Here is a 17,441-nt window from a genome sequence, read left to right on the forward strand (position 1 = left end):
TTTGGAAGCGATGGAAAAAGGTTAAAACAAGATATAAAAGTCTTGTTCAGCTTAAAATACCAAAACAAAAAGCTTGGGAATGGGCTAATACAAGGAAGGGATATTGGTGCATAGCATGTAGCCATATACTTCACAGAGCTATTAACAATAAAATTCTCGAGAAAGCTGGTCTAAAAGACTTGAACCAACTTCTCGAGAAAGCACACTCAAACTATTGAACCGCCGTATACGGAACCGTACGTACGGTGGTGTGAGAGGTCGGAGGTTAATCACCTCCTCCTACTCGATTATCTAAGGCTAGTGCGACATTAGGCGTGATATTGTCTGTTCATACATCAGTCGGTACGTTTCCAATCTTAAAGTTTGGGAACGAAGAACAAAAGAAGCACTATATTCCCAAGCTAGCTTCTGGAGAGTATTTAGGAGCATTTGCTTTGACTGAACCGGGTGCTGGAAGTGATGCCGCCTCGCTAAAAACACGCGCTGTTAAAGACGGGGACGAATACGTTTTAAATGGTTCAAAAATTTTTATAACGAATGGTGGCTATGCTGATACGTATATTGTGTTTGCGAGAACTAACTCTGAAGCAGGAAGCAAAGGGATCTCAGCATTCATAGTTGAAAAAGATACACCTGGTTTTGAAATAGGGAAATTCGAAGAAAAAATGGGACTTCACGGATCTGCGACAGTGGCATTAACGTTTGACAACTGCCGTATACCAGCAAGTCAGCTTTTAGGAGAAGAAGGCGAAGGGTATAAAATCGCGCTGTCTAATTTAAATATTGGACGAATCGGTATCGGAGCTCAAGCCTTAGGGGTCGCTGAGGCCGCTTTAGATGCTGCAACTGATTATGCTAAAGAACGTGAACAATTTGGGAAGCCTATTGCTCATAATCAGGGAATCTCTTTCAAGTTAGCTGATATGGCAACAGCTGTTGAAGCTTCAAAACTATTAATCTATAACGCGGCATCAATGCATGAAGAGGGTGTCGATTGTGTGAAGGAAGCCTCGATGGCGAAGAAATTTGCTTCGCGAACGGCAGTTGATGTATCCATTGAAGCTGTTCAAGTCTACGGTGGCTATGGTTATACGAAAGACTATCCGGTCGAACGCTTTATGCGTGATGCGAAAATTACCCAAATTTATGAAGGTACAACGGAAATACAGAATCTAGTGATTAGCCGACAACTATTGAAATAGGAGGATTTGAATATGAATTTTCAACTAACAGAAGAACAGCAAATGTTACGTAAGATGGTTCGTGACTTTGCAGAAAATGAAGTAGCACCCACAGCTGCGGAACGTGATGAAGAAGAACGTTTTGATCGTGAAATTTTTGATAAGATGGCGGATCTTGGCTTAACAGGGATTCCTTGGCCTGAAGAATACGGTGGGATTGGCTCTGACTTTTTAAGTTATGCGATTGCAGTCGAAGAGTTATCTCGCGTATGTGCTTCAACCGGAGTTACGTTATCGGCTCACATCTCACTAGCAAGCTGGCCGATTTATACTTACGGTAATGAGGATCAAAAGAAGAACTTTTTACAACGTTTAGCAACAGGTGAAGCATTAGGAGCCTACGCGTTATCCGAACCTGGTGCTGGAAGTGACGTTGCATCGATGCGTACGACAGCCAAAAAAGACGGAGATCATTATGTTCTAAACGGTAACAAAGTCTGGATTACAAACGGTGGAGTCGCTGATATTTATGTCGTTTTTGCTAAGACCGATGTTGATGCTAAACATAAAGGCATTTCAGCATTTATCGTTGAAAAAGGGACAGATGGCTTTTCATTCGGTAAAAAAGAGCAAAAATTAGGGATTCGTTCATCACCTACAACTGAACTCATTTTTGAAAACTGCCGAATTCCAAAAGAAAACTTACTCGGTGAAGAAGGTCAAGGGTTTAAAATTGCGATGACGACACTTGATGGTGGACGTAACGGAATTGCTGCACAAGCAGTGGGAATCGCTCAAGGTGCTTTAGATGCTGCAACCGATTATGCAAAAGAGCGTGAACAGTTTGGTAAACCAATCGCTAACAACCAAGGAATTTCATTTAAGCTAGCGGATATGGCTACACAAGTCGAAGCGTCTCGACTTCTCACTTATCAAGCAGCATACAATGAATCTAAAGGCCTGCCATATCAGAAAGAATCTGCAATGGCGAAGTTATATGCAGGTGATACAGCGATGAAAGTGACGGTTGAAGCGGTTCAAGTTTATGGTGGATACGGTTATACGAAAGATTACCCAGTTGAGCGTTTCATGCGTGATGCAAAAATCACTCAAATTTACGAAGGAACTCAAGAAATTCAACGATTAGTAATCGGTCGAATGGTAACGAAGTAATAACGCACGAAAGGATGACGTATCATGGGTCAACTAGCAGAACGGATTGCAAATCAAGATCAACGAGCCTTAGCCAGAGCGATTACGATGATCGAAAACGATCACCCAGATAAATTGAGTCTGATGAGTGAGCTTAATGCGAGAAAAAAGAATGCTCATTATATTGGAATTACAGGCTCACCTGGGGCTGGTAAAAGCTCTCTTGTTGATAAGCTAATAACGTTATTACGCGAAAAAGGCTATACCATTGCGGTGATTGCGGTTGATCCAACAAGTCCTTTCAGTGGTGGGGCACTACTCGGTGATCGAGTAAGAATGCATAAACATTTTACGGATGAAGAAGTTTTTATTCGTAGCATGGCGACTCGTGGAAGTTTAGGCGGGCTTGCTCGTGCGACGAAAGATGCGATTCGGGCTTGTGATGCTTACGGTTTTGATTATATTTTAGTTGAAACGGTAGGAGTCGGTCAGTCTGAGCTTGATATCATGAAAGTCGCTGACACAACGGCTGTTATGCTCACACCAAACAGTGGAGATATTTTACAAATTTTTAAAGCCGGAATTATGGAAATTGCTGATTTGTTTATATTGAACAAAGCAGATCTTCCAGGTGTGAAAAAACTAAAAAACACGTTACGCGACCTGATTCATATCGCAGGTCATCGCGGATTTGAACCGCTCATCGTTGAGACGAGTGTGACGGAGAATTTTGGCTTTGATGAATTAAATCAATCGTTTCATAAGCACCGTCAATATTTGGAGGAAACTGAAGCTGGTCAACATAAACGTAGTGAACAGCTTCGATATGAAGTATATGAACTTATGCAAGAAGCACTTTGGAAAGAGGTCTATCAGTTTGTAGAGAACGACCCTGATAAACGACAAGAACTTATGCAGGCTGATGATCCTTACCAACTAGCTAGAAAATGGCTATCGGAATGGCGTAAAGTAGGTGAAGCGAATGGTTAAACCCATTGATTCATCGATTAAGGATGAAAAATTAATTCAACAGCGACGTGAAGAACTGCAGAAAGGCGCAGTCTCCCTTTTTAAGCAAAAAGGTTTTCACCGTGCAACGACAAGAGAAATCGCTAAAGCTGCCGGTTTTTCAATTGGAACGCTGTATGAGTATATCAGAAAAAAAGAAGATGTATTATTCCTCGTCTGTGATGCGATATATGATGAAGTGAAGGCGAGAATGGAAGCTTTTTTTGAAACACAAGAAACGTCAGAACATACGTTGCATCAAGCCGTAAAATCATATTTCGAACTGATGGATGATATGCAAGATGAAGTACTCGTATTATATCAAGAGTTGAAAGCGTTGCCGAAGGATGCACAAGAATACGTCCTAGATAAAGAAAAGGAAATGCTTCAATTGCTCGAGCGAGTCATTCAAAATAGTTATCCTGATTTATCGGATCATCAGTTAACGATCATAGCCAATAACATTTTCATTCAAGGTCAAATGTGGGGTTTTCGACGTTGGATTTTACAAAAAGAATTTACGTTAGCACAATATACGAATTTACAATTTGAATTATTAAAAAGTCAGCTTGAGCTGACGAGAGGAGGATGATCTTATGCAACAACAGGAGGTCTACAAAGTGAAGCATCCTGTTCGGTTTGTGACAGCTTCGAGCTTGTTTGATGGCCATGACGCATCCATTAATATTATGCGTCGAATTTTACAAGCAAGTGGAGCAGAAGTCATTCACCTTGGTCATAACCGCTCGGTTGAGGAAGTCGTAAACGCCGCTATTCAAGAAGACGTTCAAGGCATTGCGATTTCATCTTATCAAGGTGGGCACGTCGAATACTTTAAATATATGGTTGATTTATTAAATGAGAAAGGTGCTGGACACATCCGCGTATACGGTGGAGGCGGCGGGGTTATTTTACCTCGTGAGATTAAAGAGCTTCACGAACACGGTGTGGCGCGCATTTTCTCACCAGAGGATGGACGTCAAATCGGCCTACAAGGGATGATTAATACGATGCTAGAAGAATGTGATCACCCAACGCCGCTAGATCTAGAGACTGATGCCGCTAAGGCACAGAAAGGCGATTATCAAGCTATCGCTCGACTAATTTCTCATGTTGAGAATGAAGAGGTTTCAAGTGAGAAATTACAAGATTTATTAAAAATCACGCGTGATGACGTTCCCGTACTCGGTATTACTGGTACTGGTGGTGCAGGTAAAAGTTCATTAACGGATGAATTAGTTCGCCGTTTTATTAATGAAGTGCCAGATAAGAAAATGGCTATTTTATCTGTCGACCCGACGAAAAAGAAAACAGGTGGTGCTTTACTAGGTGACCGTATTCGAATGAATGCGATTTTTAACGAACGTGTTTATATGCGTTCCCTTGCGACACGCCAGTCGAAAACAGAGTTGTCTCAGGCTATTTTAGATGCCATTCGCGTTGTGAAAGCAGCTGATTTTGACTTTATCGTGGTTGAAACGAGCGGGATTGGTCAAGGAGATGCTGAAATAACCGAAATCACAGATCTTTCGATGTATGTGATGACAGCGGAATTCGGTGCGCCGACTCAGCTAGAAAAAATCGATATGATTGACTATGCCGATTTTATTGTCATCAATAAGTTTGAACAAAAAGGGTCAGAAGATGCCTTTAATCAAGTTCGTAAACAATATAGCCGAAGTCGTATGCTGTTCCATGAGGACCCAGAGACATTCCCAGTCTTCGGAACGATTGCCTCGCAGTTTAATGACCCTGGCACGAACACTCTTTTTGCATCGATTATTGAGACAGTGAATGAACGATACGGTTGGGAAGCTGAAGTTCCGTTTGAAACGAAAATAAAGCTTGTTGAAAAACAGAATTTAATTATTCCACCAGAGCGTCGCCAATATTTACGTGATATTGTACAGACGGTTCAAGGTTATAAAGAAAATGCGAAAAAACAAAGCGAGGTGGCTCGCAAGCTTTATCAATTAAAAGGAACAGAAGAAGAAATTGGTGAAATAGAAGAACTTAAGCAGCTGATCGAGAAGTATGAAAAACAGTTAGACTCAGCTAATAAAGAAAAACTTGAGAAGTTTGATGAACTTAAAGAGACATACACGAAAGATGAATTGTCTTATAAAGTACGTGATAAAGAATTTACTGTTGAGTTGACAACAGAAAGCTTATCAGGCCTTAAAGTTCCAAAGGTTGCTTTACCAAAATATCGTGATTGGGGCGACCAATTATACTGGATGTTGATGGAGAATGTACCAGGCGCATTTCCATTTACAGCAGGGGTGTTCCCATTCAAACGTAAAGGCGAAGATCCAACACGCCAGTTTGCTGGAGAAGGAACACCAGAACGTACGAATCGTCGTTTCCACTACTTATCAAAAAATGAATCAGCGAAGCGCTTAAGTACGGCATTCGACTCTGTCACGTTGTATGGAGAAGACCCAGACGAACGTCCAGATATTTATGGTAAAGTCGGAGAATCAGGGGTTAGCATTTGTACGTTAGATGATATGAAGAAGCTTTATGACGGGTTCGATTTAGTTGATCCAATGACGTCGGTATCGATGACAATCAATGGTCCCGCACCGATTATTTTAGCTATGTACTTCAATACGGCCATAGATCAGCAAGTTCATAAATTTAAAGAAGAAAACGGTCGTGAACCGAATAAAGAAGAGTATGAACAAATTAAAATCGAGACGATTTCTGTCGTTCGTGGAACGGTTCAAGCGGACATTTTAAAAGAAGATCAAGGTCAAAATACGTGTATTTTCTCAACAGAATTTGCGCTTCGTATGATGGGAGATATTCAAGCTTACTTTATTGAAAATGAAGTTCGTAATTATTACTCCGTATCAATCTCGGGTTATCACATCGCTGAAGCAGGAGCGAACCCCATTAGTCAGCTAGCCTTCACGCTAGCAAATGGATTCACTTATGTTGAGTATTATTTAAGTCGTGGTATGGATATTAACAAATTTGCACCTAACTTATCATTCTTCTTCTCAAACGGTTTAGATCCAGAATATACGGTCATTGGTCGTGTGGCACGACGTATTTGGTCCGTTGCCATGCGGGATAAGTACGGAGCAAACGAACGTAGTCAGAAGTTGAAGTATCATATTCAAACTTCAGGCCGTTCGCTTCACGCACAAGAAGTCGACTTTAACGATATCCGTACAACACTTCAAGCATTAATTGCGATTCAAGATAATACGAACTCACTTCACACGAACGCTTATGACGAAGCGATCACCACACCAACTGAAGAATCGGTTCGTCGTGCAATGGCCATTCAGATGATTATTAATAAAGAGTTCGGTTTAACGAAAAACGAAAACTCTCTACAAGGTTCATTTATTTTAGAAGAATTAACAGACCTTGTGGAAGAAGCTGTATTACAAGAGTTCGAACGCATAAACGATCGTGGTGGCGTATTAGGAGCAATGGAACGTCAATACCAGCGTGGTAAGATCCAAGAAGAATCTCTTTATTATGAAGGGAAAAAACATTCCGGTGAGCTTCCAATCGTTGGGGTGAATACGTATATCAATCCAAACCCACCGTCAGAAGATGAAATCAATTCGATGGAAGTGGCACGTGCTTCACAAGAAGAAAAGCAACAACAGATTAAAAACTTACAAGAATTCCAAGAACGTCATAAAGAAGAAGCAAAAGTTGCTCTTAAACGCCTAAAAGAAGTCGCGGCTTCAAACGGTAATATTTTTGAGGAACTAATGGAAACAGTAAAAGTTGCAAGCCTTGGCCAAATCACCAATGCTCTATACGAGGTTGGCGGCCAATACCGTCGGAATATGTAAAGTAACTGGGCTAAAGTGAATTAATAAACTCAAATAATGATGTTTAAAGTCTTATTAAGCGTAGTCAAAATACGAAGACTCCTGCGGGAACAGCACGAGCTGAAGATCCCACAGGAAAGTGGTTTGCCACTTTCCGAGGAAGCTGAAGCCGTGCCCGCGGAAAGCGAAGTGTTTTGACGCAGCGATGAGTGTATTAACTATCTTTTTTACAAAAATCCGAACTGATTCGAATTCTATATTAGAGTTCGTAATCAAGGTTCGGATTTTGTTTTTATTAATAACTTTTGTTTCATCCTATTATTGGTAGTTTTTTATATCGTTTTGAGAGGTTCTAATGCTATTTTGGAGGTTTTTTCAGAACACATTGAAGGGTTTTTAGAAAAGATTGATTGGAAAATCTCCATTTTTAGAGGTCGAAATAGTCAAAATTGAAAGGTTGATAGGGTGGTTTTGGATCAATCCAAAAACATCTATTGAATAAAACATGATTTTATTGTCAAAAATTAATTTTGTACTTGAATTGACTTACGGTTGTGGTATTCTGTAAACTAGAAAAATAGCATAATTATGGTTTCCGCCATCGACATTGGGTAAAGGAGTGCTGGAAGTGACGTTGGAAAAGTATACCAAAGAGGAAATAAAAGAGGTTTCAATGGTAGAAGTGGCTTATGATATATTAGCTGAAGAAAAGAAAGCCATGAACTTCAATGAAATATTTGAATTGATTGCCGAAGCAAAAGAATTCACCCAAGAAGAAAAAGAAGAATATATCGTTCAATTTTATACTGATTTAAATATTGACGGTCGTTTCATGTCTGTTGGTTCAAATATTTGGGGACTAAAGAAATGGTACCCGTTTGATCAACAAGAAGATGATACGATTTCATTTAACGAAGAAATCCCTAAGAAAAAGAAGAAGAAAAAGAAAGACGATGAAGTCGAGATTCTTGAAGATGAAGTGGAACCAGAACTTGGTGAAGATGAATTTGATTTAGATGATGACAAAGAAAGACTCTTTGGCGATGAAGAAGAGGACATAGACGACGATGATTTAGTCACAGATGACGATGAAGAAGATTTATAAAGTTTAGCTTGACTTATCAAATAGAAAACCTTAAGATTTTATGTGGGCTCTCAAAAATATAGACAAGCTCCCGATTTAGTTCGGGAGCTTTTTTTATTTTGTTGGTTATAAAAGGTGGAGAGCTTTTTGAAATCAATGCTTCCACTTTTTTTATGATTACCCAACAACAATATTCGTGTTAAAAAAGACTTATGAGGAAAACTTATAATAAAACTCCCCGAACGACTTAGATAGAAAGGCAGGATGTAAAATGACAAAGTATATTTTCGTAACAGGTGGAGTGGTTTCATCTTTAGGAAAAGGAATCACAGCAGCATCACTTGGTCGCTTATTAAAAAATCGTGGTTTAAACGTGACGATCCAAAAGTTTGATCCTTATTTAAACGTAGATCCAGGTACGATGAGTCCTTATCAGCATGGTGAAGTTTTCGTAACAGAAGATGGAGCTGAGACGGATTTAGACCTAGGACACTATGAACGATTTATCGATATTAACTTAAATAAATACAGCAATATTACAACAGGAAAAGTGTATTCGTCTGTAATTCGTAAAGAGCGTCGAGGCGATTACTTAGGTGGAACCGTCCAAGTAATTCCTCATATTACAAACGAAATTAAAGATAAGGTTTTTCAAGCAGGTAAAGAAACAAATGCAGATGTCGTCATTACGGAGATTGGCGGAACAGTTGGTGACATCGAAAGTTTACCGTTCTTAGAAGCTATTCGTCAGCTTAAGAGCGACGTTGGTCGTGAAAATGTCATGTATATTCACTGTACATTAGTTCCTTACATTGGAGCTGCTGGTGAGTTAAAAACAAAACCAACACAGCACTCTGTAAAAGAGTTACGTTCACTCGGAATTCAACCGGATGTAATTGTTTTAAGAACGGACATGGAGATTAGTAAAGAGATGAAAGAAAAGATTGCTCTTTTCTGTGATATTAACGAAAAGGCAGTCATCGAAGCATTAGACTGTGATGTTTTATATGAGGTTGCATTGGAGTTGAAACGACAAGGGTTAGATCAGCTGGCGGTCGATCATTTCGGCTTGAATTACCCAGAAGCTAATATGGATGAGTGGGAAGACCTCATTCAAAAGGTTAAAAACTTATCTGAAACCGTCAAAATTGGCTTAGTTGGTAAATACGTATCACTTCAGGATGCTTACATTTCAGTTGTTGAAGCATTAAAACATGCTGGCTTTGCGCATGATGCAGATGTTGAAGTGAAATGGATTAGTTCAGAAGATGTGAATGATGAAAACGCTGCGGATTATCTATCAGACGTAGATGGCATTTTAGTCCCTGGTGGATTTGGTGACCGTGCAATTGAAGGGAAAATTTCAGCGATTAAATATGCGCGTGAAAATAACATTCCATTCTTAGGAATTTGCTTAGGTATGCAGTTGGCGACAGTAGAATATGCTCGTAATGTTTTAGGATTGAAAGGTGCACATTCAGCTGAAATTGATCCAAATACATCACATCCAATTATCGACCTTTTACCAAAGCAAAAGGATATAGAGGATTTAGGTGGAACGCTTCGTTTAGGTGTATATGCTTGTCGTCTTCAAAATGGAACAAAAGCGCATGAAGCCTACGATGATGAAGTTGTCTATGAACGTCACCGACATCGTTATGAATTCAACAATGAATATCGTCAGCAGATGGAATCAACAGGATTTGTGTTCTCTGGTAAAAGCCCTGATGATCGTTTGATTGAAATTATTGAACTAAAAGATCATCCTTGGTTTGTGGCGTCACAATTTCACCCAGAATTCAAGTCGCGCCCAACCCGTCCACAACCGTTATTCAGAGACTTTGTTGAGCATAGTTTGATAGCTAAACGACAAACTTCGACAAAATAACTGATTGATTAACTCCCTCTTTTTGGTAAAGTTAAATTAGACGACAAATTAATACGTCGAAACCATTGAGGGGGTAATGATGATAGGTGAGGTTTTTGTGGTAGATGATGAACCTGGAATTCGTCTGTTATTATCAGAAGTCATCAGACGTGCTAATTACAATGTGATGAATTTTGATCGTTCAGATCAAGCCTTAAAAGCAGCATTAACTAAACCACCAAGAATTATCTTCTTAGATTATTTAATAGACCCGTTACGCGGGGATGAAGTAATCAACCAACTGAATGAAGCGTCTATTGACGTTCCCGTTGTGCTGATGAGTGGAATGGCTGCCCAAGAAGTTAGACAGAAGCTTGGAGAAGTTGAAGTGTATGACGTCATTGAAAAGCCATTTTCAATCACAGACATCAATCAAATTTTAGAAAAACTTAGCGTTAGGATATAGTTGCGATTTCATGGTGCAGTTGGTATCCTATTAATTAGGTATGATTTACATCACAAGGAGGAACCAGTTGTGCCATTAGTATCTATGACAGAAATGCTCAACAAGGCGACTAAAGAAGGTTATGCTGTTGGGCAATTTAATATTAACAATCTAGAGTATTTTCAGGCGATTTTACAAGCCGCTGAAGAAGAACAATCTCCAGTAATTATCGGTGTTTCAGAAGGAGCAGCGAAGTATTGCGGGGGCTTTAATGTCGTCGTTGCCTTAGTGAAGGAGCTCATGAATTCTTATCATACAACTGTACCAGTGGCGATTCATTTAGACCACGGTTCAAGTTTTGAAAAATGTGCAGAAGCCATTCATGCAGGATTTACATCTGTTATGATTGATGGTTCTCACATGCCATTAGATGATAACATTGCGTTAACGCAAAAAGTAGTTGAGCTTGCGCATATTCATGGTGTGTCTGTTGAAGCTGAACTAGGACGGATCGGTGGACAAGAAGATGACATCATTGTAGAAGATGCAGAAGCTGCTTACGCAATTCCATCTGAATGTGACCGTCTTGTACGTGAAACAGGTGTCGATTGCTTTGCTCCTGCTTTAGGTTCTGTGCATGGTCCATACAAAGGTGAACCTAACTTAGGATTTGATCGTATGGAAGAAGTTCAGAAGTTAACTGACGTACCATTAGTTCTTCATGGCGGAACTGGTATCCCTACAAAAGATATTCAACGTGCTATTTCATTGGGCACGGCAAAAATTAACGTTAACACAGAGAACCAAATCGCTCAGGCAAAAGTAGTACGTGAAGTATTAGACGAAAAACCTGAACTTTATGATCCACGTAAATACTTAGGACCTAGTCGCGATAAAATTAAAGAGACTGTTATCGGTAAAATGCGTGAATTTGGTTCGTCTCAAAAAGCTTAATATTCATATGAAAGTGGCTGATCCTACGTAGTTTGGGTTGGCCTTTTCGTATTTTTTAAGATTCTACATACAGGAGGCTATGTACATGAAATTTTTTATTGATACAGCGAACATTGATGAGATTAAAGAAGCTCACAGTTTAGGTATTTTAGCTGGAGTCACAACGAATCCATCATTAGTTGCTAAAGAAAATGTATCTTTCCACGATCGTTTAAAAGAGATTACAGACGTTGTTAAAGAAGGATCCGTTAGTGCTGAAGTTATTTCAGAAGATGCGGAAGGAATGCTGAAAGAAGCTGAAGAGCTAGCAGCGATTGCACCTAACATCACAATTAAGCTGCCAATGACATTAGAAGGTCTAAAAGCATGCAAAGTTTTAACCGATAAAGGCGTTAAAACGAATGTGACTCTTATTTTCTCAGCGAATCAGGCACTCTTAGCAGCACGTGCTGGGGCCACATATGTATCGCCATTCTTAGGCCGTTTAGATGACATCGGTCAAAATGGTATGAATTTAATTGCAGAGATTGCTGAAATCTTTGACCGTCATGGAATTGAGTCTGAAATTATTGCAGCAAGTGTTCGTCACCCAATGCACGTAACAGAAGCGGCATTACATGGTGCACACATAGCGACTATTCCGTATAAAGTTATTGGACAATTGGTAAAACACCCGTTAACAGATCAAGGTATTGAGAAATTTTTAGCAGATTGGGAACAAGCAAACAAGTAAGAAGCATGATTTTTAAGCCTTTTTCACATAATAAGGGTAGATTAAGTTTAAGAGGAGTATTATTAAATGGAAAAATTACTCATCGAAGGTGGACACACGTTACAAGGACAAGTGCGAGTAAGTGGAGCCAAAAATAGTGCTGTTGCCTTACTCCCGGCAACTATTTTGGCGGAAGGTGAAGTGACACTAGAAGGTCTACCAGACATCTCTGACATACAAACTTTAAAAGGCCTGCTAGAAGATATAGGGGGTAGTGTGGAACAAAACGGTGAAGACATTACCATCGATTCATCGAATATGGTATCGATGCCACTACCAAATGGCCGAGTTAAGAAGTTAAGAGCCTCTTATTATTTTATGGGTGCCATGCTAGGCCGTTTCAAGAAAGCTGTGATTGGCATGCCAGGTGGATGTAACCTAGGCCCTCGCCCAATCGACCAGCATATTAAAGGTTTTGAAGCATTAGGTGCTCAAGTGACCAATGAGCAAGGAGCTATCTATTTAAGAGCTGACGAGCTTCGTGGTGCGAAGATTTATTTAGATGTGGTAAGTGTCGGTGCAACGATCAATATTATGCTTGCAGCTGTTCGAGCAAAAGGGAAAACGGTCATTGAAAACGCTGCGAAAGAACCTGAGATTATTGATGTCGCAACACTTCTAAACAGTATGGGTGCTAATATTAAAGGGGCCGGTACAGATGTCATTCGTATTGAAGGTGTTGAAAAATTATCAGGATGCCGACATACGATTATCCCGGACCGAATCGAAGCTGGAACCTATACCATCATTGCCGCATCGATGGGAAAAGAAGTGGTGATTGATAATGTCATTCCAATTCACTTAGAGTCGTTAACCGCAAAGCTTCGTGAAATGGGCGTTCAAATTGTGGAAGAAGATGATCGTCTCATTGTCACAACGGATAAGGTTTTAACAAGTGTGGATATAAAAACGTTAGTTTACCCAGGTTTTCCAACTGACCTTCAGCAACCATTTACGGCCTTATTAACACAGGCGACAGGAACTAGTATCGTTACAGATACGATTTATTCGGCACGCTTTAAGCATGTTGATGAACTACGTCGCATGAATGCGAATATTAAAGTTGAAGGAAGTTCTGCCGTTGTTACCGGACCGACGAAATTAGAAGGAGCAAAGGTAAAAGCGAGCGATCTACGTGCTGGGGCGTCACTTGTAGTAGCCGGACTAATGGCTAATGGCGTTACAGAAATCGTTGGCGTGAATCATATTGATCGAGGATATGCGAGCCTAACGGAGAAGTTGAAAAACTTAGGTGCTAATGTATGGCGTGAAGATTTACAAGAAGATGAAGTGAAAAACTACCAAAACTCATAACGTGTCATTTAGGGGAGGAGCTTTTTTAACATGGAAAGAAGTTTATCAATGGAAATTGTACGTGTGACAGAAGCAGCTGCATTAGCTTCTGCACGATGGATGGGCCGTGGCGAAAAAGAAGAAGCAGATAATGCTGCAACTGAAGCAATGCGTACGGTTTTTGACACGATTCCAATGGACGGCCGCGTTGTAATTGGAGAAGGGGAACGTGATGAAGCCCCGATGTTATACATAGGCGAAGAACTAGGAAGCGCGGATCATCCTCAAGTGGATATCGCCGTAGATCCAGTCGAAGGAACGAATATCGTTGCCGAAGGTTCATGGAATGCGCTGGCGGTAGTCGCTATCGCCGATCGTGGAAAAATGCTTCATGCACCAGATATGTATATGCAGAAAATTGCAGTCGGACCTGAAGCGGTAGGTAAAATCGACTTAAATGCTTCAGTGACAGATAACTTAAAAGCTGTTGCTAAGGCAAAGGGTAAAGATGTGGAAGACGTTGTAGCGGTCGTTTTAAACCGTCCACGTCACCAAAAGATTATCGATGAAATCCGTGAAGCTGGTGCACGTATTAAGTTAATACCAGAAGGCGATGTAGCGGGTGCCATCAACACAGCATTCGACCATACCGGCGTTGATATTTTATTCGGAGAAGGCGGCGCACCTGAAGGCGTTCTTGCCGCTGTTGGCTTAAAATGTCTAGGCGGGGAACTTCAAGGTCGCCTCGTTCCTAAAAACGACGAACAAGTTGAGCGCTGCCGTAAGATGGGCATCACCGACGTGAACAAAGTGTTAACGATGGACGACCTTTGCGGAGGCGACGATGCGATTTTCGCTGCCACCGGGATTACTGATGGTGAGCTTCTCAAAGGTGTTCAGTTCAAAGGTAACGTTGCCACAACTGAAACACTTGTCATGCGAGCAAAATCGGGTACCGTTCGCTTCATCGACGGTAAACATAGCCTTAAGAAAAAACCAAACCTTGTATTTACGGACAAATAAGAACGTTTCCGGCTTTAGGCCGGAAACGTTTTTTTATGAAATAAAGTCTATTAATAGCTCATAAATCATCTCAAAAGTCTCATAAAAGAAAGATTTTGCCCCTATCGACATAGTTTATGTCTCATAAGTTTCTAAAAACGTCTCATAAATCTTTAAATAAGTCTCATAAATTATAGTTTTTTTAATTAACTCAGGATTTTTGCAAGAAATAGTCTTTTTTTGTAAGATAATTGGTTTTTACTATATAAGAAAATCTATTTTTCAGTAGTTTTACACCACAATTTTAATTTAGTATACCTATTTTAAAAAAGGGTGGGAAATATGGTACCAATTAAGGTTTTGAGGACGATTGCTTTTAAACATAATATTGATCCATCACATATGAGTTATCCTATTATGACACAGGATTTAAACAAGTATATGGCTGGAATGAAAGGGGAACGTTCGATTCATTTCTTTTTGTACCCTATCATACATAAGAATTACACACCTTTTTACAATGCCCGGCTTTATGCTTTCGGTCAGCACTTTGAAATGGATGTATTATTAATAACAAATCAGTTTATATTGATTCTAGAAGTAAAAAATTTGCAAGGTCGAATAAGATTTGATCACCAATCGGGTGGTATGATTCAAATAAAGGACGATGTTGAAACACTTTACCAAGATCCGATTATTCAAGTCGAGCGTCATAAAACACTGTTACAGAAATGGTTAAGTGACCGAGGTTATCAAGTCCCCATTGAAACTCTTGTTTGCTTTGTAAATCGGAATGTCATACTTGATCGTGAAACACATACTGATCCTAGAATTATATATGGCTATAAGTTAGCACAAAAATATGAAGAGCTAGTAGAGCAGTATTATAATCATTCATACGTTTTGTTAAAAGAAAAACTTTATAACTTGATCAACAGTGAAAATCAACCTCTAGACATTACCCTTATGAAAAAATATGGATTAAATGAACATGATTTTAAGCCAGGAATTTTATGTCTAAACTGTTTAAGTAAAACGATGGTTCGTAACCGCCATATTTGGAAATGCCAGAACTGTCATTCCGAGGATGCAGAAGCGCTACTTAGAGGGTTAAAAGATTATTTCTTAATTTTTGGTTCCAACATTACTAATGAAAAAGCTCGATCTTGGTTAAAGGAATCTGACCGTCACTATATTAAGAAAATCTTAGACCGTCTATCTGCAGATAAAACAGGTACACGAAAAAGCACAAATTATATTTTGGATTTCAATTACGAGGAAGACTATAACTATCTGTTAAAACTACTAAATAGCTCATAAACCGTTTCAAAAGTCTCATAAATTGAAGAATTTGTACCGTTCGACAAATTTCATGCCTCATAAATTTTAAAAAAGGGCTCATAAACATGAAAAATTGTCTCAAAAACCCACTTAATAAAATCCTTACTTGCTACAACAGGTTAAAAAGGATAAAATAGAAAAGTAAAGCCAACCTCAACGGATCCTTTATTCTCACTTCTTGAGACATTTCCAATGATTTAATCCATATGATAAATAAAACAAATATAATAAAGAGTGGTGTTTTTGTGGCTGAAGAGACTTTAACGATTGCAGAATTAGAAACGAAAACGTTGAAGGAGCTGTATGCTCTTGCACGTGAATACGGTGTTTCTTATTATGCAAAATTAAATAAAAAAGAATTAATTTTTGCGATTTTAAAAGCGCAGGCGGAAAAAGACGGCAAAATGTTTGTCGACGGTGTTTTAGAAATTATTCCGAATGAAGGTTTTGGCTTCCTACGCCCGATTAACTATGCGCCGAGTCCTGAAGATATTTACATATCGGCATCTCAAATCCGACGTTTTGACTTAAGAAACGGGGATTTAGTATCCGGTAAGGCACGTCCACCGAAGGAAAACGAGCGTTACTTCGGGTTGCTTCACGTCGATGCGGTCAACGGTGATGACCCTGAGAGTGCGAAAGAGCGCATTCACTTCCCAGGCTTAACAGCGCTTTATCCCGATCGTAAAATGACATTAGAAACGAAAAGTAATATGTTATCAACACGTATTATTGATATGATGGCGCCTGTTGGTTTTGGTCAGCGTGGTTTAGTCGTGGCACCACCTAAAGCAGGTAAGACAACAATCTTAAAAGAAGTCGCGAATAGTATTACAGAAAATCATCCTGATACTAAGCTCATTATTTTACTCATTGATGAGCGTCCAGAAGAGGTAACGGATATCGAGCGTTCTGTCGACGACAATGTTGATGTGGTTAGCTCAACTTTTGATGAAGTACCGGAAAATCATATTAAAGTTTCAGAGCTAGTACTTGAGCGTGCAATGCGTCTAGTTGAGCATAAACAGGATGTTGTGATTTTACTAGACTCGATTACACGTCTAGCACGTGCATATAACTTAGTGATTCCACCGAGCGGACGTACACTTTCTGGAGGTATTGACCCGGCGTCATTCCATCGTCCAAAACGTTTCTTCGGCGCAGCGCGTAACATTGAAGAAGGTGGAAGCTTAACGGTTCTAGCAACTGCCCTTGTCGATACTGGTTCTCGTATGGATGACGTAATTTACGAGGAGTTCAAAGGAACAGGTAACATGGAGCTTCATTTAGATCGTCACTTAGCGAACCGCCGTATTTTCCCGGCGATCGATGTTCTTCGTTCTGGTACAAGAAAAGAAGAGCTATTACTACCAAAAGAGCAGCTGGATAAAATGTGGGCGATTCGTAAAACGATGCAGGATCAATCGGATTTCTTAGAACGATTCTTAAGACGCTTACGTCAATCGAAAACAAATGATGAATTTTTCAAAATTATGGATGATGAGATGAAGGGGACACGCAAGTAATCGATTAGAAAAACTT

13 protein-coding genes and 1 pseudogene are annotated in these 17,441 nt (G+C 39.7%); all 14 read left to right on the forward strand.

The features are described from left to right. Positions 1-287: 287 nt before the first annotated feature. Positions 288-1,202, forward strand: a pseudogene (locus tag BMY57_RS12335) (acyl-CoA dehydrogenase family protein); the annotation flags it as partial. Positions 1,203-1,214: 12 nt separating this feature from the next. Next, on the forward strand, positions 1,215-2,354 hold the full coding sequence (locus BMY57_RS12340; RefSeq protein WP_091774756.1) for an acyl-CoA dehydrogenase: 1,140 nt from the start codon (positions 1,215-1,217) through the stop codon (positions 2,352-2,354). 24 nt (positions 2,355-2,378) lie between these two features. Then, positions 2,379-3,323 (forward strand): methylmalonyl Co-A mutase-associated GTPase MeaB, encoded by a 945-nt coding sequence (gene meaB / locus BMY57_RS12345; protein WP_091774758.1) that lies wholly within the window; start codon positions 2,379-2,381, stop codon positions 3,321-3,323. Next, positions 3,316-3,933, forward strand: coding sequence for a TetR/AcrR family transcriptional regulator (locus tag BMY57_RS12350; protein WP_091774760.1), 618 nt, complete (start codon positions 3,316-3,318; stop codon positions 3,931-3,933). Before meaB ends, BMY57_RS12350 begins: the two co-directional genes overlap by 8 nt. A gap of 4 nt (positions 3,934-3,937) precedes the next feature. After that, positions 3,938-7,162 carry a fused isobutyryl-CoA mutase/GTPase IcmF gene (gene icmF / locus BMY57_RS12355; RefSeq protein WP_091774762.1) on the forward strand — a complete coding sequence of 1,075 codons (3,225 nt, stop codon included), beginning with the start codon at positions 3,938-3,940 and terminating at the stop codon, positions 7,160-7,162. A 607-nt stretch (positions 7,163-7,769) separates the two neighbouring features. Next, positions 7,770-8,246 carry a DNA-directed RNA polymerase subunit delta gene (gene rpoE / locus BMY57_RS12360; RefSeq protein WP_091774764.1) on the forward strand — a complete coding sequence of 159 codons (477 nt, stop codon included), beginning with the start codon at positions 7,770-7,772 and terminating at the stop codon, positions 8,244-8,246. A gap of 250 nt (positions 8,247-8,496) precedes the next feature. Then, a complete protein-coding gene (gene pyrG, locus BMY57_RS12365) occupies positions 8,497-10,113 on the forward strand; it encodes a CTP synthase (protein WP_091774766.1) in 1,617 nt (538 codons plus the stop codon). 79 nt (positions 10,114-10,192) lie between these two features. Then, positions 10,193-10,558, forward strand: coding sequence for a response regulator (locus tag BMY57_RS12370; protein ID WP_177176384.1), 366 nt, complete (start codon positions 10,193-10,195; stop codon positions 10,556-10,558). Between the two features lie 69 nt (positions 10,559-10,627). Continuing rightward, a complete protein-coding gene (gene fba, locus BMY57_RS12375; protein WP_091774769.1) occupies positions 10,628-11,491 on the forward strand; it encodes a class II fructose-1,6-bisphosphate aldolase in 864 nt (287 codons plus the stop codon). Positions 11,492-11,576: 85 nt separating this feature from the next. Then, entirely contained in the window at positions 11,577-12,224 is a 648-nt protein-coding gene (fsa, locus tag BMY57_RS12380; RefSeq protein ID WP_091774771.1) for a fructose-6-phosphate aldolase, read from the forward strand. Positions 12,225-12,290: 66 nt separating this feature from the next. Then, positions 12,291-13,577: a UDP-N-acetylglucosamine 1-carboxyvinyltransferase gene (gene murA / locus BMY57_RS12385; protein WP_091774772.1), complete on the forward strand. Its 1,287-nt coding sequence runs from the start codon at positions 12,291-12,293 to the stop codon at positions 13,575-13,577. A gap of 30 nt (positions 13,578-13,607) precedes the next feature. Then, the gene (gene glpX, locus BMY57_RS12390; RefSeq protein WP_091774774.1) at positions 13,608-14,579 is read left to right on the forward strand and encodes a class II fructose-bisphosphatase; all 972 of its coding nucleotides are present in this window, start codon (positions 13,608-13,610) and stop codon (positions 14,577-14,579) included. Positions 14,580-14,900: 321 nt separating this feature from the next. After that, positions 14,901-15,878 (forward strand): nuclease-related domain-containing protein, encoded by a 978-nt coding sequence (locus BMY57_RS12395; RefSeq protein ID WP_091774777.1) that lies wholly within the window; start codon positions 14,901-14,903, stop codon positions 15,876-15,878. Between the two features lie 266 nt (positions 15,879-16,144). Then, the gene (gene rho / locus BMY57_RS12400; protein ID WP_246247409.1) at positions 16,145-17,425 is read left to right on the forward strand and encodes a transcription termination factor Rho; all 1,281 of its coding nucleotides are present in this window, start codon (positions 16,145-16,147) and stop codon (positions 17,423-17,425) included. Positions 17,426-17,441: the final 16 nt, after the last annotated feature.

Source organism: Piscibacillus halophilus (assembly GCF_900110685.1).
In the GTDB taxonomy this organism is placed as follows: Bacteria; Bacillota; Bacilli; order Bacillales; family Alkalibacillaceae; genus Piscibacillus; species Piscibacillus halophilus.

Excerpts from the sequence above, each read along its gene's own strand:
- fsa (WP_091774771.1), top strand. The coding sequence starts at position 11,577 with ATGAAATTTTTTATTGATACAGCGAACATTGATGAGATTAAAGAAGCT.
- BMY57_RS12350 (WP_091774760.1), top strand. The coding sequence starts at position 3,316 with ATGGTTAAACCCATTGATTCATCGATTAAGGATGAAAAATTAATTCAA.
- murA (WP_091774772.1), top strand. The coding sequence starts at position 12,291 with ATGGAAAAATTACTCATCGAAGGTGGACACACGTTACAAGGACAAGTG.
- glpX (WP_091774774.1), top strand. The coding sequence starts at position 13,608 with ATGGAAAGAAGTTTATCAATGGAAATTGTACGTGTGACAGAAGCAGCT.
- pyrG (WP_091774766.1), top strand. The coding sequence starts at position 8,497 with ATGACAAAGTATATTTTCGTAACAGGTGGAGTGGTTTCATCTTTAGGA.
- BMY57_RS12395 (WP_091774777.1), top strand. The coding sequence starts at position 14,901 with ATGGTACCAATTAAGGTTTTGAGGACGATTGCTTTTAAACATAATATT.
- BMY57_RS12340 (WP_091774756.1), top strand. The coding sequence starts at position 1,215 with ATGAATTTTCAACTAACAGAAGAACAGCAAATGTTACGTAAGATGGTT.
- BMY57_RS12370 (WP_177176384.1), top strand. The coding sequence starts at position 10,193 with ATGATAGGTGAGGTTTTTGTGGTAGATGATGAACCTGGAATTCGTCTG.
- icmF (WP_091774762.1), top strand. The coding sequence starts at position 3,938 with ATGCAACAACAGGAGGTCTACAAAGTGAAGCATCCTGTTCGGTTTGTG.
- meaB (WP_091774758.1), top strand. The coding sequence starts at position 2,379 with ATGGGTCAACTAGCAGAACGGATTGCAAATCAAGATCAACGAGCCTTA.